The sequence below is a fragment of the Pseudoalteromonas sp. NJ631 genome (assembly GCF_000276645.1).
In the GTDB taxonomy this organism is placed as follows: Bacteria; Pseudomonadota; Gammaproteobacteria; order Enterobacterales; family Alteromonadaceae; genus Pseudoalteromonas; species Pseudoalteromonas piscicida.
The window spans coordinates 258,017-282,215 of the sequence record NZ_AKXJ01000005.1; the positions used below are offsets into that span (position 1 = coordinate 258,017).

At 43.1% G+C, this 24,199-nt stretch carries 23 protein-coding genes; 8 read left to right on the top strand and 15 right to left on the bottom strand.

Features of this window, described 5'->3' with window-relative positions; translation table 11 throughout:
- Window positions 1-45: 45 nt before the first annotated feature.
- The 4 genes from A587_RS0111435 to A587_RS0111450 are packed head-to-tail and all read right to left on the bottom strand — an operon-like array spanning window position 46 to window position 1,986.
- A complete protein-coding gene (locus tag A587_RS0111435) occupies window positions 46-705 on the bottom strand; it encodes a YoaK family protein (RefSeq protein WP_017217705.1) in 660 nt (219 codons plus the stop codon).
- Window positions 702-1,118, bottom strand: coding sequence for a VOC family protein (locus tag A587_RS0111440; RefSeq protein WP_017217706.1), 417 nt, complete (start codon window positions 1,116-1,118; stop codon window positions 702-704). Before A587_RS0111440 ends, A587_RS0111435 begins: the two co-directional genes overlap by 4 nt.
- The gene (locus A587_RS0111445; RefSeq protein WP_017217707.1) at window positions 1,115-1,555 is read right to left on the bottom strand and encodes a DUF2214 family protein; all 441 of its coding nucleotides are present in this window, start codon (window positions 1,553-1,555) and stop codon (window positions 1,115-1,117) included. Before A587_RS0111445 ends, A587_RS0111440 begins: the two co-directional genes overlap by 4 nt.
- 20 nt (window positions 1,556-1,575) lie before the next feature.
- The gene (locus A587_RS0111450; RefSeq protein WP_017217708.1) at window positions 1,576-1,986 is read right to left on the bottom strand and encodes a nucleotide triphosphate diphosphatase NUDT15; all 411 of its coding nucleotides are present in this window, start codon (window positions 1,984-1,986) and stop codon (window positions 1,576-1,578) included.
- Between the two features lie 228 nt (window positions 1,987-2,214).
- On the opposite strand from A587_RS0111450, the gene A587_RS0111455 reads away from it, so the two are divergent.
- The gene (locus A587_RS0111455; RefSeq protein WP_017217709.1) at window positions 2,215-2,397 is read left to right on the top strand and encodes a hypothetical protein; all 183 of its coding nucleotides are present in this window, start codon (window positions 2,215-2,217) and stop codon (window positions 2,395-2,397) included.
- A gap of 116 nt (window positions 2,398-2,513) precedes the next feature.
- On the opposite strand, the gene A587_RS0111460 is transcribed toward A587_RS0111455, so the two are convergent.
- A complete protein-coding gene (locus A587_RS0111460; protein WP_017217710.1) occupies window positions 2,514-3,506 on the bottom strand; it encodes an LLM class flavin-dependent oxidoreductase in 993 nt (330 codons plus the stop codon).
- A gap of 286 nt (window positions 3,507-3,792) precedes the next feature.
- Here A587_RS0111460 and A587_RS0111465 point away from each other — a divergent pair, with 286 nt between their 5' ends.
- A complete protein-coding gene (locus tag A587_RS0111465) occupies window positions 3,793-4,257 on the top strand; it encodes a hypothetical protein (protein ID WP_017217711.1) in 465 nt (154 codons plus the stop codon).
- Window positions 4,258-4,284: 27 nt separating this feature from the next.
- Window positions 4,285-5,148 (top strand): LysR family transcriptional regulator, encoded by an 864-nt coding sequence (locus A587_RS0111470; RefSeq protein ID WP_017217712.1) that lies wholly within the window; start codon window positions 4,285-4,287, stop codon window positions 5,146-5,148.
- A gap of 32 nt (window positions 5,149-5,180) precedes the next feature.
- On the opposite strand, the gene A587_RS0111475 is transcribed toward A587_RS0111470, so the two are convergent.
- The 4 genes from A587_RS0111475 to A587_RS0111490 form a co-directional block, all read right to left on the bottom strand.
- On the bottom strand, window positions 5,181-5,666 hold the full coding sequence (locus tag A587_RS0111475) for a GNAT family N-acetyltransferase (protein WP_017217713.1): 486 nt from the start codon (window positions 5,664-5,666) through the stop codon (window positions 5,181-5,183).
- A gap of 140 nt (window positions 5,667-5,806) precedes the next feature.
- Window positions 5,807-6,487, bottom strand: coding sequence for an RDD family protein (locus A587_RS0111480; RefSeq protein WP_017217714.1), 681 nt, complete (start codon window positions 6,485-6,487; stop codon window positions 5,807-5,809).
- Between the two features lie 356 nt (window positions 6,488-6,843).
- Window positions 6,844-6,993: a hypothetical protein gene (locus A587_RS25425; protein WP_017217715.1), complete on the bottom strand. Its 150-nt coding sequence runs from the start codon at window positions 6,991-6,993 to the stop codon at window positions 6,844-6,846.
- A gap of 48 nt (window positions 6,994-7,041) precedes the next feature.
- Window positions 7,042-7,851 (bottom strand): sulfite exporter TauE/SafE family protein, encoded by an 810-nt coding sequence (locus A587_RS0111490; protein WP_017217716.1) that lies wholly within the window; start codon window positions 7,849-7,851, stop codon window positions 7,042-7,044.
- A gap of 465 nt (window positions 7,852-8,316) precedes the next feature.
- Between A587_RS0111490 and A587_RS0111495 the strand changes: the two genes are divergently transcribed.
- From A587_RS0111495 to A587_RS0111510, 3 genes are all read left to right on the top strand, one after another.
- Complete coding sequence (locus tag A587_RS0111495) at window positions 8,317-9,294, top strand: DUF1852 domain-containing protein (protein ID WP_010370111.1); 978 nt, start codon at window positions 8,317-8,319, stop codon at window positions 9,292-9,294.
- 28 nt (window positions 9,295-9,322) lie between these two features.
- Window positions 9,323-10,363 carry a methionine synthase gene (locus tag A587_RS0111500; RefSeq protein WP_010370114.1) on the top strand — a complete coding sequence of 347 codons (1,041 nt, stop codon included), beginning with the start codon at window positions 9,323-9,325 and terminating at the stop codon, window positions 10,361-10,363.
- A gap of 323 nt (window positions 10,364-10,686) precedes the next feature.
- A complete protein-coding gene (locus A587_RS0111510; RefSeq protein ID WP_017217718.1) occupies window positions 10,687-12,720 on the top strand; it encodes a S9 family peptidase in 2,034 nt (677 codons plus the stop codon).
- Between the two features lie 146 nt (window positions 12,721-12,866).
- Here A587_RS0111510 and A587_RS0111515 read toward each other — a convergent pair whose 3' ends face one another.
- Window positions 12,867-14,903 (bottom strand): serine hydrolase domain-containing protein, encoded by a 2,037-nt coding sequence (locus A587_RS0111515; RefSeq protein ID WP_017217719.1) that lies wholly within the window; start codon window positions 14,901-14,903, stop codon window positions 12,867-12,869.
- A gap of 112 nt (window positions 14,904-15,015) precedes the next feature.
- Window positions 15,016-15,561, bottom strand: a complete 546-nt coding sequence (locus tag A587_RS0111520; protein ID WP_017217720.1) for a DUF4410 domain-containing protein — start codon at window positions 15,559-15,561, stop codon at window positions 15,016-15,018.
- A 308-nt stretch (window positions 15,562-15,869) separates the two neighbouring features.
- Between A587_RS0111520 and A587_RS0111525 the strand changes: the two genes are divergently transcribed.
- Window positions 15,870-16,697, top strand: a complete 828-nt coding sequence (locus tag A587_RS0111525) for an AraC family transcriptional regulator (RefSeq protein WP_017217721.1) — start codon at window positions 15,870-15,872, stop codon at window positions 16,695-16,697.
- A 37-nt stretch (window positions 16,698-16,734) separates the two neighbouring features.
- A complete protein-coding gene (locus A587_RS0111530; protein WP_017217722.1) occupies window positions 16,735-17,343 on the top strand; it encodes a LysE family translocator in 609 nt (202 codons plus the stop codon).
- Between the two features lie 118 nt (window positions 17,344-17,461).
- Here A587_RS0111530 and A587_RS0111535 read toward each other — a convergent pair whose 3' ends face one another.
- From A587_RS0111535 to A587_RS0111550, 4 genes are all read right to left on the bottom strand, one after another.
- On the bottom strand, window positions 17,462-18,976 hold the full coding sequence (locus A587_RS0111535; RefSeq protein WP_017217723.1) for a hypothetical protein: 1,515 nt from the start codon (window positions 18,974-18,976) through the stop codon (window positions 17,462-17,464).
- Window positions 18,977-19,145: 169 nt separating this feature from the next.
- A complete protein-coding gene (locus tag A587_RS0111540; RefSeq protein ID WP_017217724.1) occupies window positions 19,146-20,402 on the bottom strand; it encodes a sensor histidine kinase in 1,257 nt (418 codons plus the stop codon).
- A 13-nt stretch (window positions 20,403-20,415) separates the two neighbouring features.
- Window positions 20,416-21,798, bottom strand: a complete 1,383-nt coding sequence (locus tag A587_RS0111545; protein ID WP_010370138.1) for a sigma-54-dependent transcriptional regulator — start codon at window positions 21,796-21,798, stop codon at window positions 20,416-20,418.
- 4 nt (window positions 21,799-21,802) lie between these two features.
- Entirely contained in the window at window positions 21,803-24,199 is a 2,397-nt protein-coding gene (locus tag A587_RS0111550) for an ABC transporter permease (RefSeq protein ID WP_017217725.1), read from the bottom strand.

Here is a 24,199-nt window from a genome sequence, read left to right on the forward strand (position 1 = left end):
AAGTAGTCAATAATCCAAACTAAGATACATCAACGCAACGGTGTACTATCTCTTATCCCTAAGCGCAAAGCGGTAAACACCTGCGATCAACAAACAAATGGTTATAGGCAACCACAGCGCCTGAAAGTAAAACTTGTTATAAAGCCAAGCGCCTAACACGCCACCTGCCACAAACCCTGAGATTATTAACACAAACAGTTTTGCTTTTCTGGTATCCAGTGGCTCGCCTCTACATAGCGCCCCAATCATTAGTCCTAAGTCGGTGAATATTCCTGTTACATGGGTTGTCCTCACCACAGCTCCACTGTACGTGGTGGCTAATGCGTTTTGTAGTCCACAAGCGGCTGAGGCAAAAAAGTGACCATAAAATGAGCCTTGCATCAGTAATACGAGAGACACGGTAAGCAATATAGCTTCGATCACCAACGCGGTATCGTAATGTTTGCCAAGCCTTAACGCGGTGCCATGCAGCAAAAACCCCGCAAGTGCAGAGCCAAGCAAGAACGCGAGTAACACTCCAAATAAGTGCAGGGTTTCTTTAAGATTGTCACCTAAAAAGCTGGTTCCGAGCATAGTCGCAGTGCCGGATAAGTGAGAAACGGATTGGTGCTCGAAGCTAAGTAGGCCAATTGCATTCACAAAACCTGCAACAAGCGCCAATATAAAAGCGCCTATCTCAACCCATTTAGGTAACTTTGAGATCATCTCTTCGCCATGGGATGATCAGGGTTTAATTGCAATAAGTCCCAGCGGTTGCCATAGAGATCTTCAAATACAGCAACCGTGCCATAATCTTGCTCTTGTGGCTCGCGAATAAATCGAATGCCAATAGACTTCATGCGCTCATAATCACGCCAGAAATCATCGGTATTTAAAAATAAAAATACCCGCCCACCAGCTTGATCACCAATAAACTTCTGCTGCTCTGGCGTAGAAGCTCTGGCAAGTAGTAACGCGGTACCATGAGAATTAGGCGGTGCCACCACCACCCAGCGTTTATCTTGCTCAGGTTGATAGGTGTCTTCTATTAATTCAAAACCTAGTTTATTGACGTAGAAGTCGATGGCTTCATCGTAGTCTTTGACGACGAGCGCAATATTGACAATATTTTGTTTCATGATGAGGGCAACCCATAGCCTCTTGCCATAAGCGCAGCAAGTAGCGGTAAAACTAAAAGTAACAGCATTTCTAGCCTTTTAATAACGATGATGCGCTGGGGCACAGACAAATTAGCTGCTGTTGTATTACGGTGCTTCAATAAAAACACAGTCGGAATGATAGATAACAAAGCGATTAACAAAAATAGTCCCACTTTGGCATGGAAAATCGGGTTTTTAGTATAGAATTCACTGGGCTTGCCAACTGCAAACCATAGCGTTAATCCTGCGCCAAGGGTTACAAGCGCACTAACACCATACAAGCCATCAATTACTGCTAATCGCTTAATGCTCTGACTACTCATTGATTTGGAGAGTAGTATGTTTTCAATCGCGAGCGTTGATGCCAAAAATAAAATACCGATAAAGTGAATATATCTAACGACTATCTCTTCCATGCTATGCCTCAATTGTTATTTTAGTTCTGATAAAGTGTGTTGTTTTCTTCTAAAAAGTTCACCAAAGGCAAAAACAGAGGCTGCGGCAATTCATCAAGCGAAAACCACTGCCATTGTTTGCATTTATTTGGCTCTTTAACTTCTGCATTATGAGTATCGCACCTTGCCATGACAAACAGAGTGACATAATGTTTCTGCTCATCGGCAAAATAATCATTAGTAAAACCCAGCTTTTCAACGTTTACAACATCTAGCCCCGTTTCTTCACGCACCTCTCTTATTGCGCATGCCTCAATGTCCTCTCCATACTCTAAATGGCCACCCGGCGTTGCCCAAGTATGTGCGCCATGAGCACCGATGCGTTCACCAAGCAAAATTTTATTATCGTGCATTATGACCACGCCAACCCCGACGCGTACAACTTGATCCATCATTTTTCCTTACCATTATTTATTGACTACTAGGTAATCATAACTTAAAGAATCCATGTAGTTCAGCTTACAAGGTTACAACACCCGGTTAAAACAATTTAGTTACATAAAAACCACAAAACTCAAAAGTTTGACATCATTGCAAAAACATGAAAATGTGATTCGACCCAATTGGATAAGGTGGGTAAATAAACTTAAAATAACATATTGATAACTAAGGAATAAGTAATGAAATTAAAAATAAAAAAGACAAGCTTGAAATCGCTTTCATCTCAGTCGCTTCAGCTTAACCTTGCTCAAACACCAAATATCGCGGGAGGGAAGCAAGAGTACAACAACCGCCCTCAAGCTGTCGGAACACGTGTAGATTGCGTATCTGTTGCGGTTCACCTTCCTTGTGTGATTATGTAAAGTACGATTTTTGTACTTTTTGTATAGAGACTGACAAGGCCACATCCGTGGCCTATCTATAATCATTCTTAAAATCAGTGGTGTAACCTAAGCTGCTTGCTTAGGACCTATTACCGCTATATTAAGCTCGCCAAGATTTCAAGCGCATGTTTTCTATCACTTAGCTCGTATAAATCGTTGGTAAAAATAAACTCATCGACCGCTAACTCACGTTTAATCATGCTGAGTTTATGGTGGACAGTCGCGGGACTACCAACAACAGATAGCCCTAAAAAGCTTTCGACTTGCATTTGCTCTTGGGCATTCCATAGACCCTCCATCGAGTCAACAGGGGGCTTCAACCATAATGCCTGACCTCGCATCAATGCTAGGATACGTTGCTTTGACGTGGTAGCTAAATACTGCGCTTGCTCGTCGGTATCGGCTGCAACTACGGGTAAACCAAGCATTACATAAGGTTTATCTAACACCTTTGATGGTTGGAAATCGCGGCGATAAAGCGCGATAGCATCATGCACGAATCGTGGCGCAAAATGACCCGCAAATGCATAAGGTAGACCTCGCTTTGCAGCGAGCTGGGCACTATAAAGGCTCGAACCAAGCAACCAAATCGGTACCTTGGTATTTTCGCCCGGAATGGCACGCACCGAGGATTTACCATCATAAGGCCCGAGCAAGGTTTGTAATTCAGCGACTTCATCGTCAAATTGCTCCGCACGTCTGTCATCGCGACGCAATGCTCGGCTGGTAATAGGATCGCTACCAGGCGCGCGCCCTAATCCCAAATCAATACGCCCTGGATAGAGGCTTTCTAAGGTGCCAAACTGCTCAGCGACAACTAACGGTGGATGATTTGGCAACATCACGCCACCCGCGCCCACCCGAATATTGTGAGTGTGTCCAGCAATATGCCCTATCAATACAGAGGTTGCTGCGCAGACAATGCCACGCATATTATGATGCTCAGCCATCCAAAAGCGTTTAAAACCAAGATCATCCGCTTTTTGCGCATAAGCCACGCTGTTAGCGAGGGTTTGTGAAACGGTATCTTGCTCTTTCATAGGACTTAATTCGAGCAAAGAAAATGGCATGTTAGCAAGTGAAGTCATAACAATCCTTAACGGTTTGAGTTATACCATAGAGTAAGGGTTGCAGCATCCATTTCAATCCGAAATCCCGCACTACATTGTTGCTGATTTTCGACTATCGCTATGTTGCAGATAAGAAGCCTGCTTCATCTGTGATTTGCTGACTCGGCAATTAGGCTAATCCTGTATTTGAAAAAATTATTTAGTTTCGTGGTGCGTAAGCGCAACATAGCAATCACATAATAATCCACATAAAACCAGCTTTTGCCTGCTAGACTCATAAAAAACTGACTTGGAGCAACATCTTATGAGAGCCGCTATCCTATTTATTTTATTTACTTTTAGTAGCCAGCTATTGGCAGAAACGGACACAAATAAAATCAATAAGCTGTTCGACAGCTACATGAGTAAATACAACCATTATCTGCAAACTGGTGATTTACCAACCAGTCCTCAACTGTACACAGATACGCTTATGTTAATGTCATCAAGTTCAAAGCCGAGCGTGATCACACAAACGCAAATGAATAAACAGGTGCAAGTATTCTTAACACGCCTAAAAGAACAAGGTGTCAATTACGTAAAATGGAGCAAGGTCAATATTCATTTTCTTGATAAAAATATTGCGTTAGTTAGCAACATCGCTGAGCGATACACCCAATCAGGCGCACTTTTTAATAAAGTAGGCGCAAGCTATTACGTCTATTTAGTTGATGGTGAATGGAAAATATCTGCGTTCGCTGTACATGATGCGAAAAACACTTTACTTTAATTGCATCTAAACTTTGGTGTTGTAGGCATGGAAAACTGGGATGACTTTCAATTACTGCTTGCCTTAAAGCGCGCCAATACACTCAGAGGTGCGGCCAAAGTTCTCGGCGTAAACCACACGACGGTATCTCGCAGGCTACATGTTTTAAATCAACGCTTTAGTCTTGATATATGCATGCTTTCGCAAGGCAAAGTCACGTTTTCTGAATTGGGACTGCAGCTGCTCAGTGCCGCTGAAAATATGGAAGCCTGCCTTGCCCCTCACTTAAGCCAAATTAACACTTCGGTTAAGCAGTTAAAGCAACAAATAAACCTATCTATCCCCCCAGCGATTTTGCAGTTTGTCTTGTTAGACGAATTACATGAATTTCAGCAAAACAATCCTTATCTCACGCTGTCGATAAATACTACCTATGCACTTTCCGATCTAGAGAAATCAGAAGCCGATGTCGTGATCCGAGCTTCTCACGTTCCGGATGAGCACTTAGTTGGTCACCGGCTATTTCCGATTTCACTTGGCTACTTCATGCATAAAGACTATCTCGATAAACGCACGAGTGAAAACGTTTCTTGGATAACCGCCAGCGTAACAGAAAGACCGACTTGGCTACTTGATACGCCCTATCCAAACGCCCCAATTTCTCTATCAATCGAAGATTTAGTGCTGCGTCATCAGGCTGCATCCAAAGGGCTTGGTATGATCAGAGGGGCGCATTATATTGCAAGGCATTTTCCTAATTTAATCGAATTTGCACCAGCGAGTGAACACTATGCAGATTTATGGGTCTTAACCCATCCAACAAAAAAATCCTTACCCAACGTCAAGCGGCTTATCAGCTTTTTACTTAAGGCTATGCGCAGTAAACAAATACTGATCGACTGCGCAAAATAACATTCGCCACGTTAGTTTAGAGCCTGTCCACTTTAATCAGCCAACCATTTGTACATAACATAGCTATCGACCAAACCCAGCCTAGGATGCTTGTAAGCCTTGGGAATAGTGCCCACAATGGTAAAACCAAGCTTTTGCCAAAGTTTAATCGCCAGTTCATTGGTCGATACCACGCTATTAAATTGCATGGCTTCGAACCCCAACGCTAACGCTTGTTGCTGGGAATGTTCACACATCAGCCGTGCAATTCCTTTACCACGAGCCAAACTCGACACCATGTAACCACAGTTACATATATGACTGCTCGGGCCCTGTGCATTTTGTTTTAAATAGTAAGTGCCAAGTACCTCACCGTGTTCAACAAATACATAGGCTTTGAGCGGCGTTTCGCACCAAAGTAAAAATGCCTGCTCCATACTCATGGTTGAGTCAAATGCATACGTTTCTTGCGCTTGGATCACTTCTGAAAATGTTGGCCAAAACGACTCAAAATCATCCCGAGTTATCTCTCTTATCATATTGTGCCCTCAAATTTGCTCGTCTTGTTAAGTTCTGTAAACCAGACAAAGAGTAGTATTGAATCAAACCTCATCGCGGAATATTGCAAAGGTGAGGCGAAGTTTGGTTTTGCCTGCTTTCGTTATTATTTTTAGAACATTTAATCGACTCGCACCACCACTGTCTTACCTATGTAATCATGAAGCGATCTAGACTTATCATTTAATATTACGCTGCCAAGTTCCGCTAAGAACCAACATAACAGTACCGCCTCAATACCTGACAAAAGATGCAACATGACAGGTGGAACAGTATTGTTTATTAATAATACAACACTCAAAGCCATGACGAGTGCCAAAAACAACATATAAAGCACCAGCTCAACGGATTCGCGACGAAGCGACTGCTTAATACTGATTTTTTGTTCTGTATCGTGATCTACCACCTTAATTCTTGTAATCATCTTACCAAGCGTTTGACCATAACAACCGTGCATAAATAGGTTATAAAGCGACATTTGAATGCAACCAACCGTCGTGAGTAACAAGTTACTGCCGTGGTAATTGAATCCAAAAATTAAACACTCAATATAGATGACAATAGAAAGAATGAGACCATCAATGAGTATAGCCCCAACTCTTGGCCAAAATGTCGCATATTTACAAGGTTTGATATACGCTTCGGTGCTCGTCTCACCTTGTCTGTTGTGACCATTAAACTTGTCGTTAAGTAGCGTTACCACGGTTTCGTACCGCTCAGGGTACTTATCCCTATCGATATGTTTTTTTACTTCTAGTAGTTCTTCGTACGAATATTCTGAAAAAGGTGGTACTTCAAACACTTTTGATTTTTCCTATATTGACAAACAGATATGCAGACAAATCAAGCCTTGTAAAACGTGCCCACGGTCTTTACCCAACTGTGATCAGTAATTTAAATCCGAGCCATTTATACCAAATAGCGGTACAAACTTAAACTACATAAGATGAATATTAACAACCAAGCGCCAATTGCGTCTTTGCCATGTTGTAGGGTAATGAAACTTCGCAGTTAAGAAATTGGCATCGGTTTTGAGCCATGAAAGTCGAGATAAAGCTGTTTTAAGTTGGTTGGGAGCTTCGGCCACCCTAAATCTATACCTCGTTGTGTTGCACGCCAAAAGAGATGCTCCACATAATACGCATCAATAAAATTGCGCTATGGCGGACTTGCGTTAGTTAGCTTGTTGTTTATATAGTCTAGATATGCCGCTGCGGCCTCTAACTCACCTTTGTTAAAGGCGTAAATAGTCAGGTTTGCAAATGCTTCCATGCGAAAGCTTGTTGCGTACTTTTCATGCTCAGCCATCAAAGGAAGAACTTTACCAAAAAAGAACGCATTAACAGCGCCAGCTTTTTAATTCACCGCCATATTCACAGCCATCACTAACAGCAGCACCGCAAATACCTTTTTAATCGTGGCAACAGGCAAGTGATGCGTGGCTTTAGCCCCCATTGGAGCCGTAAACCAAGACGTGCACACAATCCCTAACAGGGCTGGTAAATAAACAAATCCGGCGAAACCATCCGAGAGTGCAAAGTGCGCACTGCCCGAGCTAATGTAGCCAACAGAGCCAAAAAGCGCGATAACAATGCCACATGCAGAAGCGCATCCTATGGCCTTTTTCATATCAACAGAGAAAAACGTCAACAGAGGTACCAGAAGCGCTCCACCGCCAATACCTATCATTGCGGATAAACCACCGGTGATCGTCGTTAATACCGTAAGTATGCCTTTATTTGGCAGCTGCCTTTGGGTTGTACTCTCATTTTTGCTGCTATAAAACATTTTTATTGCTATCAATACCACGCTTACTGCAAATACAATGCGCACTGCGTTTTCGGGTAATAGCGCTGCAAAAAAACCACTAATAAGCGCGCCTAGTGCAACGCCCGTCATTATCCACGGCGCTAAATCCCACGGTACATTGCCATTCTTGTGATGCGCGATTGCCGATGAGGTAGAAGTAAACAAAATGGATGCCAGCGATGTCGCTACAGCAGCTATGACCACTTGCTCCGGTGGTAACACGTTAAAGTACAGTAAAATACTGCTAAGCACCGGAACAATAACCAGCCCACCGCCAATACCTAACAACCCGGCTAAAAAGCCGACAACACTACCGAGTAGTGCACAATACACAAACAACAATATCAACTCACTCATTCCACTTATCTCTTCTTTTAATTGAGGCGCAATCACTTAAGTGAGCAATATGGGCGTTGCTTTTAGCCTTTCTGCCACCTAAGCGCTGGCGAGTATAACAACATAACGCTTTGCCATTGGTGCTTTTGGCTTAGATAAGCCTTGAATATTCCTCACGTTTTACTTGAAACAAATACAACTTAGACATTTAGCAGTCTAGACTTTCAGATTTCCAGTGGATTTTACTCTACAATTGCTCATATTTTCTGCATATGCGACTCAATAAGCGGCATCTATTTTTGTAACTCATGAATCAGACTCATGTTTTATGTGAAATAAAACCGTTTTTCTTCATCTTATGATCCACGTATAAATCTCACATCACTTAATGTTCGGCACTGTCACTGCGTCCCCGTGGATACCTGTTTACCGCAGTGAAACGTAATTACCGAGCGCGTTAGCATTAGAATTGGATACCTGAAGAACATGAATAACGAGTTTACTTTCACTATTAAGAGCATTCGTCTTGACGAAAATTACCATCCGTCAAACAGCACGCGGATCACCACTAACTTTGCTAACTTAGCAAGAGGCGAAAGCCGCCAGCAAAACTTACGCAATGCCCTAAAGATGATTGATAATCGCTTTAACGCGTTAGCTAACTGGGATAACCCAAAAGGCGATCGTTATTCTGTTGAGCTTGAGATAGTCTCAGTTGATATGGATATTGCAGGTAGTGGACAAACTTTCCCGTCAATTGAGGTGTTAAAAACCAATATCGTTGACCACAAAACCAATGAACGCATTGAGGGAATTGTTGGTAACAACTTCTCATCTTACGTACGTGACTACGACTTTAGTGTGCTATTGCTTGATCATAATAAAGATCAACCTAAATTCAGCATCCCAGCTAACTTTGGCGACTTACACGGTAAGCTATTTAAATACTTTGTCGATTCAGAAGCTTACAAGAGTCACTTTAGTAAGCCACCGGTGATTTGCCTAAGTGTATCGGATAACAAAACCTATCACCGCACTGAAAATCAGCACCCGGTACTTGGCTTTGAATATCAGCCAAATGAGTCATCATTAACTGAGCAATATTTTAAAAAGATGGGCTTACAGGTGCGCTACTTTATGCCACCAAATAGCGTTGCACCTTTGGCTTTTTACTTCTTTGGTGACTTACTGAATGACTACACCAATCTGGAGTTGATCAGCACCATCAGCACCATGGAAACATTCCAAAAGATCTACCGCCCTGAGATTTACAACGCCAATGCGGTTGCAGGCAAGTGCTATCAGCCAAACTTGAAAAACCTAGATCACTCATTAACACAGATTGTTTATGACCGCGAAGAGCGCAGCCAGTTGGCGATTGCACAAGGTCGATTTGCCGAAGAGCATTTTATCAAGCCTTACCAAAACGTGCTTGAACAGTGGTCTGCAAATTACGCTTTATAATCAACGGGAATATGGAACAGCATTTATTATGAAAACACTATTACCAACGTCTACTGCTGGCAGTTTACCTAAGCCCGCTTGGCTTGCTCAACCAGAAACCCTGTGGTCACCTTGGAAACTAGAGGGCGACGAGCTTATTGATGGCAAAAACGATGCGCTACGTATTGCTTTGCAGGAGCAACAACTTGCAGGGATTGATATCGTGAGTGACGGCGAGCAAACCCGTCAGCACTTTGTAACCACTTTTATTGAACACCTAAGCGGTGTGGACTTTGAGAAGCGTCAAACGGTAAAAATTCGTGACCGCTATGATGCTAGTGTCCCGACTGTAGTTGGCCCAGTGTCTCGTCAAAAGCCGGTTTTTGTTGAAGATGCCAAATTTTTACGCAGCCAAACAGACAAACCTATCAAATGGGCGTTACCAGGCCCGATGACGATGATAGATACGCTGTATGATGACCACTACAAAAGCCGTGAAAAGCTAGCGTGGGAATTTGCGAAGATCCTGAACCAAGAAGCCAAAGAGCTGGAAGCCGCTGGAGTCGATATCATTCAGTTCGACGAACCTGCTTTTAATGTATTTTTTGACGAGGTCAACGACTGGGGCATTGCGGCGCTTGAACGTGCCATTGAAGGACTCAAATGCGAAACCGCAGTGCATATCTGCTACGGCTACGGCATTAAAGCCAACACCGATTGGAAAAAAACCTTAGGATCAGAATGGCGTCAATATGAAGAAGCGTTTCCTAAGCTACAAAAATCCAATATCGATATTATCTCTTTAGAGTGCCATAACTCTCATGTGCCAATCGACTTGTTAGCGTTGATCCGTGGTAAAAAAGTGATGGTTGGTGCGATTGATGTTGCAACCAACACCATCGAAACGCCAGAAGAAGTTGCCAACACACTACGCAAAGCGCTTGAATTTGTTGACGCCGACAAACTCTACCCGTGTACTAACTGCGGTATGGCGCCACTTTCTCGTGAGGTGGCAAGAGGTAAGCTCGCTGCATTGAGCGCAGGGGCTGAACTCGTGCGCCAAGAGCTATTAGCCAAAAAATCAGCTTAATCAAGCTAGGTTAATAATAACGCTAGCAGCTAAATAAAACCTAAATTATGTGCCGCCTTCAAGGAATGATAGTGGCGCAGCTTGAGCGGTTTGCCATTATTGATGAGCACTCATTTTTTCAGATAACTTACGCGCAGATAACTTACGGACACTCACTTCAAACATCCGCAACTTTCACCTGATTTCACACAACAAACAGCCACTCACTCCCATTCTATTTGACACATCGAGTTTTTATTTCGTTCCATCGCGTATTAGGTGACATTGAATTGCACCTGAATAACTATGTAGCCCTAAATAAAAATTATATAGAGGGTGGCATTATGCCTTTTGGATTGAAACGGACGCTCATTTGCACTTTACTGGGTTGCGCTGCATTGCCAACAGTCGCACAGACTGAGGTGGGATTACAGGCTAAAGACATTTTTGAGCTGGAATATGCAAACGACCCGCAAATATCACCAGATGGTACTCAAGTGGTATATGTGCGTAACAGCAATGATGTAATGAAGGATGCTAAGCGACAAAACCTGTGGCTGGTCGATACTAAGTCAGGCGCACAATCGCCACTCTTTTCTGATGAAAACAATTACAGTCAGCCTCGTTGGTCGCCAGATGGTAGTAAAATCGCCTTTGTGAGCAATGTATCTGGTAGCACACAAATTCATGTGCATTATCTTGCTCAAAACCGTACGGCACTACTTACACAGTTGCAATCTGGGATCAGTGGCTTAACTTGGTCACCAGATGGCAAATGGTTGGCTTTTAGCCAAAAGGTTGCTGAAAAGCCAGCTGTTATTGCCAAAATGCCAGAAAAACCAAAGGGTGCAAAGTGGTCCGACTCTGCCATTGTTATCGACAAAGCCTACTATCAAGCTGATGGCAGTGGCCTTATCAAACCTGGCTATCGCCAGATCTTCGTGTTACCAAGCGAAGGCGGCACGCCACGCCAATTAACCTCAGGTAATTACCACCATAGTGGCAAACTCGCGTGGCGAGCAGACGCAAAGGCGATTGTGTTTTCAGCAAACCGTATTGCGGACTGGGAATACAAGCGTCTAGAGGGCGACTTATTCGAAGTTGATTTTAACCGTAATATCACCCAGCTTACGTCGGCTCCTGGTCGTGAGTACGCGCCTAGTTTTTCCGAAAATGGGAAAAAGCTGGCTTATCTTAGTGCATCGAACGCGCTTAACCCTTACCGTAATAGCAAACTGAATATTATGGATTGGCAGGACAAAACCTCCCACATGATTGCCAAAGACTTCGACCGCTCAATCCAAGACCCAACTTGGATTGGCAGTGATAGATTGGCGATGACTTACGATGACCACGGCAAGCGAAAGCTCGCGAGCATCACCACAAAAGGCAAAATTACCGACATCACAGATACGCTCTCAGGCACAACCCTTGGTCGCCCTTATCTAAGCGGTGAATTTAGTGCTAACTTTGATGGGGAAATTGCCTTTACGCAAGGTTCGAGTGAGCGCCCTGCAGACATCGCTATCACAACAAGAAAAGGCAAAGTAACGCAATTAACCGGCCTTAACGAAGACCTACTTACGCATAAAACCCTTGGTAAAGTGCATGAGATCACCTATAACTCATCGTTCGACGGGGAAAAAATTCAGGGCTGGTATATTACGCCACCAAATTTTGACCCGAAAAAACAATATCCGTTACTACTAGAAATTCACGGTGGCCCACACTTAGCCTACGGCCCCCATTTCTCAGCAGAATTACAGCGTTATGCCGCTGAAGGTTATGTGGTATTTTACGACAATCACAGAGGCAGCAGCTCTTACGGCGAGCGCTTTGCAATGTTGCTCAAGTACAAATACAGCTCGAAAGAAGACTTTGCCGATCATAACTCAGGGGTAGACGCTATGCTTGAGAAAGGCTTTATCGACAAAGATAATCTGTTTATTGCTGGCGGCTCTGCAGGTGGTATCGCAACAGCCTACGCGATTGGCTTAACTAACCGTTTTAACGCTGCTGTTGTCGTAAAGCCTGTGATCAACTGGCTGAGTAAAGTGCTTACCGCTGACAGTGGCCTTGGTCAAATTCCAACGCAATTCCCAGGTATGCCATGGGAGCATATGGAACACTATTGGCAACGCTCACCGCTTTCGCTCGTTGGCAACGTAACCACACCAACCATGCTAATGACGGGTGAAGAAGACTTGCGCACGCCAATGGCCGAAACCGAACAGTTCTACCAAGCGCTTAAGCTACGTAAAATTGACTCTGTACTAGTCAAAATTCCAGGTGCGCCACATGGAATTGCAGGCCGCCCCTCTCGGATGATCAGCAAAATCGAGCATACGCTCGCTTGGTTTGAAAAGTACAAGAAGTAAGGAAAAAAAGCCGCGTAAAGCGGCTTTTTTCATAAATCGACTCATTTTCAATCTGAAGCTGAAGTTTAGCTTAAAAAGCTAACTCAATGTTTTTAAAATTAGCGAGAGCGGGTCCGTAATTTCGACTAACTGATAACTTTATAAATCTAGCCAAAATAGTTAAATCCAACCGCATTCCAAATCCAAAATGCATAAATAAAACTTAAGCAACTCAGTGTAAAAATCACATAGTGTATTTTATAAAACCAATACAAATCACTCATGCGCAACATGATTGGAAGACTTAGCACTTTCAAAAAGGTCGTGAGAACGATTGCTATCACCAAAGACAGTAGCAGCTTTACCTCTACGGTGGGAAAGCTTGCGTGAAATTGATATTCATCGAACACAATACCGGCATTCATTAAAATAAAGCCCAGCACCGCTGCAAGTATCATACTTGAGCTAAAACATGCCAACTTTTCAAGTTGGTCAAGCCTTTTGCTTTTGCGAGCTCGAACAAAACTGAACAGCAAAGTGGATATCGATAACAACGAAGCTATCGCCAACGCCAAGTTGAAGAAAAGTGGGCTTTGTAAGAAGCTTACTCGTTCATAATCGCCAGACCACATACTAGCCGAAAAACGATTTACCTTCCCAGTCCCATCGCGATAAAAGTAAAAAATAGGCGCGTCTCGAGCTCCGGCTTGAAAGACGTCCGCTTCAAGGTGCTTCAGTTTTATTTTATTCCCTGCAACCATCATAACTAACCTATTTTGATCATCAATGGCTATCTCAGCCGCCGCATCTAATGCGGCCAGTTTTTCCAGTTGAGTATACGAACGACGAGTACTCAGAAATATTCCTGTATAATCTTCAAAGTTTGGTTGGCTAACTTGCTGTTTTAAAACTTGCGTGTAGATGTTTACTTGAGAGGGTGCGCTTGGCTGTCGCGGTTTAATGGGACTTATCGACTTGTTGCGATAAAATTTATTCAATATCGCAGTCGGTAAAGCCTCAACAAAGTCTGCCCCGCTACCCAACACGTTAGTTGAAACAAAAATGCCCAGTTGAACTTCAGGAAAGATCACCATGTTGGCGGCAAACGTCTGTGTGGCACCAGAGTGATGACGCTGCTCATAACCCTTAAGCTTGCCATCAAACATGCCATGAGCAATCCCTGTCGCCAGTGGCCTATCGTCGTATAGTCGATGTATCATTGTTTTTTGGGTGGTTGGCTGCACGAACAGGTTGTTGTCACCCATCAGAGCTGACATATAAAGCGCCATATCATGCGCAGTTGCAGAAATGGCCCCCGCGCCACCTACATGCCCAATAAATTCAAAAGGTTTGGCGATATTATTGCCTGTTCTATCCCTAAAATACCCAGTTGCAAGCTGTTGTTGTAGCTCAGGTTTCATCGCTGTAAAGGCAGCATTGGTTTTTACTGGCTCTCGTAATGTCGTGTTTTGCATACCCAGTACAGAAAAAATGTGTTGCTCCATATAAGTCGCTAAATCCATACCCGACTGCAACTCGACAAGATAACCAAGCAAAGCAAAACCATAGTTGGAATAGGATACATTAACACCTGGCGGCCAAATTCTCTTGGGCATATGTGTTGCGAGATATCGCTCTGTACTAAGCATTTCTGAGGCATTTTCAACGAACAAGTTACCGGCATCCGCTTCTTCAAAACCCGCTCGATGACTTAATAGGGCACGGATTGTAATAGGCGCTTTAAAGGTGTCAGGTATTTTAAATTCGCTCAGATACTCATTGATATCAGTATCTATAGATAGTTTACCCTGCTCCACCAGCTGCATCACTGCAAGTGCAGTCATTGTTTTGGTGATAGAACCGATGCGAAATAATGTTTTATTCGGTTTAACCATAGCTTGGCTGTATACATCAGCAAATCCATAGCCTTTGAGTAATACAACCTCACCGTCTTTGACTATAGTAACCGCGACTCCTGGCAGGTTATATTGCACCATGGCTTTTTTGACCCAGTCATCAACGTAAGTCCGTAGCCCTTTTAAATCTGGATTTTCCAAGGGCGCTTGTACATCGCTAACTGCGCTATCACGCAACAGCTGTGGGCTGTGATTACCCCACGCTTTCGCGTTAAAAAATACGCCAATCGCGACAGTTAACATCAAGGCTCTTAAAACAAGTGCAATATCAACAAACTTCGTTTTCATATTGGCTTCACGTCCCTTTGTTTGTAATGCGCATCAGTGGGCTCAAATGGATATACAGGAGCTCCATCGTCAAAAACTAGGTTTCTTTGACTATTTGGAACTTCAATATCAACTAAGAGTTAGCGGTATTATCAGTTTTACCTTCGCGCTCCACCGTGCCAATCATATTCACCACTTTCTTAGATACTGCTTCAAGCTGCCTAGAAGTAGTTGCACCAAAAATGCCTTCGATAAACTCAGATCGAGTATCTAGTATCGACTCACCAACCACCTCGTTAGTGTCAGTGTTTATTAGCTTTACATTGAGCTTCAGCTCGGCATCACCCGCCATTACACCTACCATAAAGCGGCCAAGCCCCGACACATAACGAAAGTGCTCGATGGTGATCTCGACTGATAAAGGTGCTTGAGCTGCACTTCCAGACTCAACAATACTGCCATTAAAGTCTTTGGCTATTAACGCTTTTAGCTCATTAATGCTGTTAGAAAGCGACTTACTTTTAGAAACTGAGTGCGATGAAGTAATATCCAAAAATACACTTTGTGGCGTGTTCCCTACAGCTCTATTCGCTGTTTTACTTGTCTCTTGAATGTGAGCGGCGCAGCCACTGAAAATAAGCACTGAGATTATTACAGCAAATATTTTAAAATGTTTCATTAGGGGTAAATTTCCGACCTTCAATATATATTCGGTTAACGACATGCTAACCTTCGTTGGCAGCTATGGTATCAAATATTTTCCCGCAATGGGTAAGCAGTTGAGTCACCTATGTTCTTTGGCTTTGCATCGATTATGATTTATTTGATAGGTTAAATGACCAAAGCTCGGGTTAACTAAGTTTCCTTGTGAAGAGTATTAAGCAAACTCTGTAGTGAATATCAGCAATTTCGTTCAATTTTTTTATTGATAGCTTGAATATATTGACTTGGTAGTTTTGCTAAAGTGCTCAAACAGAAGGAGGGAGTGTGAGTAAAAATAATCACTTTATATATACCCATAGTGCTCAGCAGGATGATGTATCCATGCTGTGCGCAACCATGAGTGATTTCTCCTACAACAAACATGCTCATGAAGAATACTCAATAGGTCTCACTTTAAAAGGCAGACAAGACTTTTTCTGTCGCCGTGCTTTTTATAAAAGTCAGCCTGGCTGCATAATGCTTTTCAATCCCGAAGATATCCATGACGGTCATTCTGGGGGCGAACACAGCTTAGAATATGTAATGCTTTACGTGCACCCAAGAGAATTGCAACCACTGTTTCGCTCTCTTGGTTATAAACAAGAAACAGTGCTAAGACTTAACAACACCTTGTTCAATGACCCACTGCTGCGCTATCAAGTTCTTACCATATCTCAGCAACTTTTGAGACGGTCCTACTCCAAAATTGAGCACGAAGCCGCTTTGTTTCAGTTGGCTCAATCATTGGTTCGTTTGCATGGCTGTTTAGAGTTACCACTTCGTAAAACAAGGGCTGAAACCTTAGTACTCAGGGCTAAAGACTATATATTGGCTAATCTTGCCAACGATATTTCGGTTGATGACATCGCTGATGTTGCCAATATGTCTAAATATCACTTTATTCGAGCTTTTCGAGAACACTTTTGCATTACTCCACACCAGTATGTTTTAAATTGTCGTATCAACTATGCTCGCAAACAGCTACTTGTAGGCCGTAGCGCCACCACCGCAGCGGTAGAGTCCGGCTTTGCTGATGCCAGTCACTTAAATCGTAACTTTAAACGCGTATTTGGCATGACACCAAAACAATTTCAGTTGCAGTTGGGCCGTTAAGTTAGCTCATTAACTGCTTATATCGGAGTAGTAAATCATGTCAGAAATTTTCGCCTATGCTATCGGGGTAATGTATACCCCTGGGCCTATCAACTTGCTAGGTCTACATAGTGGTCTAAACAAACAGACGCGTGTTCATCTCGGTTTTTTCGCCGGCGTTGGAATGGCAATGTTCATCTTATTCGTTATCTTAGGGATTGTCGGACTCAAGTTTATTAATCCACGGCTACTGCCTTTTATCAGCTTGGCTGGGTGCCTTTATATTCTATATATTGCTTGGAAAGTGGCGCATGCTAATGTCAAGCTATCTGGTAAGCAAAGTGCGTCCAAATCGTTGAGCTTTCGAGACGGACTTTTCATGCAGCTACTCAACCCCAAAGCGCTAATCGCTACGTTGCCGGTTTCTACCATTCAGTTTCCAAGCGTTGGCATTACCGGCAGCGCCGTTGTCATATGGTCAATACTCCTTGCTGTACTTGCATTCGGAGCCCCCACTAGCTATTCGATAGTGGGTTCAATGATGGGTAAACAGATTTCCGATCCCAAGTATTTTAAAGCTTTTAACTTAGTAATGGCTGCGCTATTAGTCTATGTGTTTTTAAGCATTGGTTATGACCATGTCATAGTGCCTTGGATAGTGAAATAACAAATGAGTAGGCAGTGATGGTAACGGCTGACACCCACGACAAACTTCAACCGTTTTTTTACTGTATCTTTGAAGTGGGTGTTTTAATCTTCTCTAGTCTTCTATTGCTCTTTATTTTTTAGCGCGCTTGCACCCGATATCGAACCTTATTGCTCGTTCCAACATTATTCGTTAATTGTAATATGCCTTTTGTTATACCGGTTGGTATCGTAAATGTAAGGCTTGATGGTGTATGAATTGAAGGAACAAGTGTTTTATTTCCCATTACGATGCGGGTTTTACCATCGAACCCCATTCCCTTAAGCTCATATTGCTCACCTTCTTGAACTTTGATTGAGGCATATCCAAATATTAACGGTGAACCCGCTTTGTATGGGCTTAACCGCACTTCATTAGAACGCTTATTTCGAGTGTAAATAAATGCCTTATATTTGCTAAGTGGCAGATTGAGTTCAAAGATTAGCGCTGAGTTGGTGTGCGATGTTGGCGCGATATTATAAATTTCTTCACCGTTATAGATAACCACTTTTGGGTTCTCCAGCCCGGCAAAGTCATCACCAGTAAATACAACACTATCGCCGATACGATAAATTCGAGGTAATGAATAGCCATCGTAATAACCGGCTTGAGAGGATATTTGTACACTCGGTGAATCACTTAATCTAAAGCCTCGCACTCGCTCATACGGCTCGGCGTCATAAATATCTAAAACTTTGTCGCCATCATTATCTAGGTCGATAAAATCCTCAACACCGTCTTTGTCAGAGTCTTCAGGCCATCCTTTCGCGCTGAGTTTCTCGTCGGCATCCGCTATGCCGTCATTATCAGAATCAAGATCTAAAAAGTTTAATTTATCATCTTGATCTGCATTTCCTGAGCCTTCGCGTTCATCATTAATGCCGTCGCCATCACTGTCTAAGTCCAATAGATTAATTACCCCGTTATTGTCTTCATCTAGTGTAGTACCTTGCTTTACGTAATATTCATAGAAGTCATGAATAGAGTCTCTATCGGTATCAATACGAGTTGGTTCAATACCAATTGCATATTCTGCATGATCATCAATACCGTCGGTGTCATTATCTCTAAATACGTAAATTTCATAGGAATAGTCCGGCGCACCACCTGATAAATCATCAATGACACTCAAGTTGAATTTTCCATCATGGGGTATTTTAGTCAGTATATGCGCCATTTTTAGCGCACTATGAGTATGGATCTGCGATGAGTTGATCACAAAGCCGCCTTGCTCGGAAAAGTACACTTTAGGCTTAAAATTAGCTGACTTATAGGTAATACGAGCTGAGATATAGTCGCCCTTATTTGCACTAAACTGATACAAATCACCATTATCACCCGCATTTGAAATAACCCCTTTTACTTTAAACGGAAGTTGATGCGCAACTTTTACCGCATTACTAGGGTTATCATTAGGTTCAATCTCGACGATTTCGGGATAACGAGCGCGTTGACCGTCAAATGGAAACTCATCATGCTCATCTAACACACCATCACCATCTTCATCTTTGTTTTGCCAAGTTCCCTTAGCAGGGTCTAACGAACCATTATGTGGAGTTGCAAACACAATTGTACTAGCTAGTGCAAATGCCAATAAAATGCATCGTGATGTCATAAACAATCCTTATAAATGTTGTTTTTTAATTAAAATTTCTCACCCTGTAACCTACTTCATACTTAAGCTCTTTAATTCATGATTTTGAATATATTACACTGGGTGCCTTCGTTACTTTTTTCGTTATTTTTGCTCAGGGTCTCTTTGATATTTTTGCTACTTTCAGCACTCAACCTCCCCCCCGCTCTACGCTAAAACTGACTTTTGCACCACCGCTTGGGTTATTGCCTAGTTTGAGTTGTCCGCCGTGGTTTTCAATAATAATGCGAGAGAGCATTAGGCCTATGCCGTTGCCATCGGCTTTGGTAGTGTAAAATGCTTCAGCGGCTTCGCTTAGGTTGGAAAAACCGGGGCCTGTGTCTGTGACCGAAAACGCTAATTTGTCAGCATCTGGGATAATGTTGAGTGTGACTTGTGGCGAAGGCGTGCACGCTTCTTGGGCATTATTAATAAGATGACAAAGCACCTGTTTGATTTGGCTCGTATCAAAAAAACCGAGCAGGTCGGCTGTGCTTTCTACCTTTAGTTGAGGGTAGATACTTTGTAGCTGAGCGCAAAACTCACTGAGCACGACAATTTGCTTGTGCGCAGGAGGCAGTTTGGCAAGAGAGGCATAGTTGCCCATAAAAGATTTAAGGTAATTGGCGCGCTCGTTGATAAGTGACAGGCCACTGTTAAACCTTTCTATATCTAACTCACCATTTAAACGCTTGGTAAGGCTGCGCGCTACCGTGCCGATCGGCGCTAAAGTGTTATTGATCTCGTGACTTAAAATACGAACAAAACGCTGTAAGGCGTCTTTTTCTTGTTGATATAAAATGCTATCGAGCTGTTTTAAAACCAGTAAAGTGTGAGGTTTATTGGCAATGTAGCAGCTGTCGTGTTCAAGCAAAAAAGCATGCTCGGTACCGTCAAGCATCACCGAAACCTTTCCTTGCTTTTGCTGAGCTTGTAGTGATTGAAACCAGCGCCAGGCATCGTCTTTATAGCAATCAAAAAAGGTGCGCTCAGCGTAGCTGTTGGCAAATGCAACGCTTTCGCTGTCAAACACGATAAGTGCACAATCAAGCTTTTCAATGATTTGCTTTAGCAAGTTGCTTTGCTCGGCCAGCGCACGCTGATCTGCTTGCATGGTTTGCGCAAGCGCATTTAAGTGTTCCACCGTTGAACGTAATTGTGTGTCTTTGCCGTGTACCGCTCGTACCGCATAATCGCCTTGGCGAAGTGATATCAACAAGGTATCAATGAGATTAATGGTGTTTTGTCTAGTCGCACCATATTGATAAGCGAGCAAAGCAAAACATAGTGCGAATACTAAGTCTATCAACATAATAAGTGTTGCAGGATAGTCGTGCGCAAGCAGTAAAACGTTAACAAATATAAGTAGTAATGCACTTAACAACCAGTGTCCAAATCGATAAAACATGTTTGCTTATCTCCTACTCATATTTGTCCATTTTGCGATACCACGCACTGCGCGATAGTCCCAAGCTCTTCGCCGCTTTTGATACGTTACCACCGTGAAACTCCAATCTTTTAAAGAGTGCTTGCTCAATAATTTCATCCAGTGTTAAATCATGATTTTCTGGCGCGCTCACTGTAGCAGTATTCATCGATTGCAACGCTGAGTGCGGTGTAGCGTTGAGCGCCAAATCACTGGCAAATACCTGAGCATTTGAACAAGTAAATACCGCGCGCTCCATCATATGTTTAAGCTCTCTTACATTGCCAGGAAAGTCATAAGCACTCAGTGCGTTAGCAGCACAGGGCATAATGCTCGGTGGTGGTTTTTTATAATCATGACTAAAGCGCATTAAAAAGCGCTCTGCTAATGGCAAGATATCCTCTGGACACGCTCTTAATGGCGGTATTTCTACTTCTATAGTATTTAATCGATAATATAAGTCTTGGCGAAACTGATTATTGGCAATCGCTTCATTGAGTTGACAGTTAGTAGCAGAAATAATCCTCGCAGTATTGTCCAAGACTTTGTGACTGCCAACCGCTGCGTACTTTCGCTCTTCTAGCACTTGAAGCAATTTTGCTTGAGACTGCAAAGATAAATTGGCAATTTCATCTAAAAACAACGAGCCATTACTGGCGAGTGTAAATGCACCCACGCGATCTGCTTTCGCATCAGTAAATGCCCCCTTTTTATGGCCAAATAACTCAGAGTTAAATAGCTCGTCGCTCACCGCCCCCATATTAATCGAGATAAAACTGCCATCAGCACGACTTGAATGCTCGTGTATATACTGCGCGTAATAGCTCTTTCCTGTGCCATTTTCACCGGTTAGCAAGATGTTCATATCGCTTTGTGCCAACTGGGTGAGCTGTGTCAGTACACGCTGCTTTTTCTCACTTTGCGTAACAAAATTGACCGTTTGTTGGGGCTTTTTAAGGCGTTCGTTTTCAGCAGATAGCCGCGCTAAATGTTGTCTGTCAGCTCGCTTTTCGATTTGTACTTTGATGCTATGAGCAAGGCGCTCATCATCCCATGGCTTTTCAATGAAATCGGCCGCTCCTTGCTTTAGTGCAGCGACGGCAAGGTCTAGCGTCGCCCAACCAGTCATCACCACAATGGGTAAGAGCGGATCGATTTGAATGAGCTTAGCAATCGCCATCAGCCCTTCTTTACCACTGGTAGTGTCTTGGGTAAAGTTCATATCCAATAGCACTAAGTCCACTTCCTGTGTACTGACATAATCAAATGCCGCCTCTGGTGTCACCACACCGTGGCAAGCGTAGCCTTCATCCTCAAGTAAAAACTTCAGACTCGCTTGAATATCAAGCGAGTCGTCTACTATTAGCACCTTTTTCAAATTATTATTCCATTCTTAAGCTAACCGCAGGTTGGACTTTTATGCTGCGTTTCACCGGGATATAAAGCGCAAGGCATACCGCAGCAAATACCAGTAGTAAAGTGATACTACCCGCACCAAACATAACACTAAATGGCACAATACCGCGGAAAAAGTCTACAGCAAGATAACACAAGATATAGAAAATTAATGCAGAAATAGTCAGCCCTGTAACAGTATGGGTTAGATTTTTCTTGATAAATAACAACATGATCTGGCGATCTTTGGAGCCAAGCGCACGGCGAATGCCTATTTCATAGCTAGATTTGTTGATATTACTCAGGCCCATGGCATAAATACCAATTAAAGAAAGCGTCAAGGCAAATCCACCCACAATCAAAAACACATAAATGATACTGGTGAACGCCCCCATCATAGAGCGATGGTTGTCGTAGTGATCAAAAATATAGCTGGTTTCGAGCTTGCTTGAGAGCCTATCTAACACGCGATAGAAGGCTTCGTAACTTTGGCTTGGCGGCAACTCAGTAATGAACTTAACCGCCATTGCATTTTCCTTTGGCGCATATTGACGAAAACTAAAATAGACTTCATGACGACGATCGCTAGCAACAACGCTCATCTCATCCACTGCAATACCAACTATTTTAGCGCTTGGCCATTTTGCATCACGTAACATCAGTGAGCGCCCCAATACTTCCTCACCGCCAAACAACGCGTGTGCGAGAGACTGGCTAATGATCACTACGGGCGCAGCTTCTGTGTTGTCTTGTGCCGTGAAGTTCCGACCGCTTTGCAGTTCGCGCTCAAAAAGATGAGATACCGCTTCAATATTTATGATTTTATCGGTATAAACTTCGCTCTCGCTTGTTAGCACATCAAGCTCCATCTCCCGTTGATACACGCGCCCTTCTTTAAAGGCAGGATCCAATGTCATTCCCACGACCAATGCGCTTGCCATTTCGACCGCTTTATCACTCGAAAACTCGCTTTCAGTTTGAAATTGCAGCTCAGTTGAGTACACCCCTTTTAGGGTCTCGCCGTCAATATTTCCCGCCATAGAATACATCACATAGCCTATGGTGCTCGACGCCATCAGCATAAAGCTCACTAAGGTCACCTGCAAAGACAGTAGGCGTTTTGACATCAATCCCGCTTGTTTTCCGGTTGCGCCTCGTGTGCCGTCTCGCAATACATCATTGATGTTAAAGTTAGCGGTTTTCACCGCAGGTAACAGCACAGCAATAGCAAATACCAAGCTTATCAGCAATAGTGACACCAAAATGGTGATTGTATTTAGCTGCCAATACCACCAGTACGGCATTTTGCCACCAAACATCATATTCATAAAAAAGTTCAGCGCTCGCAAACCGAGATCCGTTAGCAATAGCGCCACGACCCAACTGCTAACGCAGTAAACCAAGCCCTCACAAGCATGCTGCTGAACCACCCTTAATTTTTTCGCGCCAATCGCGGCACGAATAGCCGACTCTTTTTGTCTCTCGATGATTTTGGCAAAAAGTAAGTTACCAATGTTAATTGAAGAAATAAGCAAAATAAGTACGATACCAGCCATAAACAGGGTAAATATAAATACCGCTTCACCGTCGGTGTTATATTCCACCAAGGTCATAGATTCAACACGAACCGTTTTATCTACCTCAAGTGCTGACTGACTAACTCGTTGCTGTGCATAATCAGTGAAAAATAAACTTAAACGCTGCTCAAGCCTTGCCTCTACGATCTCATTTGGCATCTTATAAATAATATCTATGGTATCAGCAGGTGCTGTGTTATTGCCTTTAAGTGGCAGCCAAAGTTTAGAAAATATCGGGAAGTTATTGTGTTTGGGCATCACACCGATTATCTCGTAAGGCTTTTGATCAATGACCATTGTGCGCCCTATGACGTCTTTGCTACCTTGGAATAGATGCAACCAGAGATAGTCTGAAATCACGACCACATTTTGGGCTGCTCCCACAAAGTCCTCAGCAGTATAAAATCGCCCAAGTGCAGGTTTAATGTCCAGAAACTGAAAAAAGCGTTCATCAACATAGGAGCCTCGATAATGATTGCCTCGTTCAGCGTCACTTACCCAAACACTCGCTGGCGCAATATAAAGCCACTCTTCAAGTTGTTTAACTTCATCAAGTTCTCGTAGCTGTGGCAACATGCTGTATTCAAACCGATTTTGCATGCTGATAGGGTTACGAACCTTAAAGATCCTGATTTCTGGGCTGCCACTACCCACTTGGCTATGTGAAAATGCCACCGTATAAATATAGTTAAAACCAATCAAAGATATGGTCAAACTGCCAACCATGATAAACATCATCAATAACGTAAACCGCATTGATTTGGCGATGTTTCTCAGTGCGTAACGAAAGTCTAGAAGTAATCCCAT

Bases quoted from the DNA above. Each gene is read 5' to 3' on its own strand.
- A587_RS0111435 (WP_017217705.1), bottom strand. From the start codon at position 705: ATGATCTCAAAGTTACCTAAATGGGTTGAGATAGGCGCTTTTATATTG.
- A587_RS0111440 (WP_017217706.1), bottom strand. From the start codon at position 1,118: ATGAAACAAAATATTGTCAATATTGCGCTCGTCGTCAAAGACTACGAT.
- A587_RS0111445 (WP_017217707.1), bottom strand. From the start codon at position 1,555: ATGGAAGAGATAGTCGTTAGATATATTCACTTTATCGGTATTTTATTT.
- A587_RS0111450 (WP_017217708.1), bottom strand. From the start codon at position 1,986: ATGGATCAAGTTGTACGCGTCGGGGTTGGCGTGGTCATAATGCACGAT.
- A587_RS0111455 (WP_017217709.1), top strand. From the start codon at position 2,215: ATGAAATTAAAAATAAAAAAGACAAGCTTGAAATCGCTTTCATCTCAG.
- A587_RS0111460 (WP_017217710.1), bottom strand. From the start codon at position 3,506: ATGACTTCACTTGCTAACATGCCATTTTCTTTGCTCGAATTAAGTCCT.
- A587_RS0111465 (WP_017217711.1), top strand. From the start codon at position 3,793: ATGAGAGCCGCTATCCTATTTATTTTATTTACTTTTAGTAGCCAGCTA.
- A587_RS0111470 (WP_017217712.1), top strand. From the start codon at position 4,285: ATGGAAAACTGGGATGACTTTCAATTACTGCTTGCCTTAAAGCGCGCC.
- A587_RS0111475 (WP_017217713.1), bottom strand. From the start codon at position 5,666: ATGATAAGAGAGATAACTCGGGATGATTTTGAGTCGTTTTGGCCAACA.
- A587_RS25425 (WP_017217715.1), bottom strand. From the start codon at position 6,993: ATGGCTGAGCATGAAAAGTACGCAACAAGCTTTCGCATGGAAGCATTT.
- A587_RS0111490 (WP_017217716.1), bottom strand. From the start codon at position 7,851: ATGAGTGAGTTGATATTGTTGTTTGTGTATTGTGCACTACTCGGTAGT.
- A587_RS0111495 (WP_010370111.1), top strand. From the start codon at position 8,317: ATGAATAACGAGTTTACTTTCACTATTAAGAGCATTCGTCTTGACGAA.
- A587_RS0111500 (WP_010370114.1), top strand. From the start codon at position 9,323: ATGAAAACACTATTACCAACGTCTACTGCTGGCAGTTTACCTAAGCCC.
- A587_RS0111510 (WP_017217718.1), top strand. From the start codon at position 10,687: ATGCCTTTTGGATTGAAACGGACGCTCATTTGCACTTTACTGGGTTGC.
- A587_RS0111515 (WP_017217719.1), bottom strand. From the start codon at position 14,903: ATGAAAACGAAGTTTGTTGATATTGCACTTGTTTTAAGAGCCTTGATG.
- A587_RS0111520 (WP_017217720.1), bottom strand. From the start codon at position 15,561: ATGAAACATTTTAAAATATTTGCTGTAATAATCTCAGTGCTTATTTTC.
- A587_RS0111530 (WP_017217722.1), top strand. From the start codon at position 16,735: ATGTCAGAAATTTTCGCCTATGCTATCGGGGTAATGTATACCCCTGGG.
- A587_RS0111535 (WP_017217723.1), bottom strand. From the start codon at position 18,976: ATGACATCACGATGCATTTTATTGGCATTTGCACTAGCTAGTACAATT.
- A587_RS0111540 (WP_017217724.1), bottom strand. From the start codon at position 20,402: ATGTTTTATCGATTTGGACACTGGTTGTTAAGTGCATTACTACTTATA.
- A587_RS0111550 (WP_017217725.1), bottom strand. From the start codon at position 24,199: ATGGGATTACTTCTAGACTTTCGTTACGCACTGAGAAACATCGCCAAA.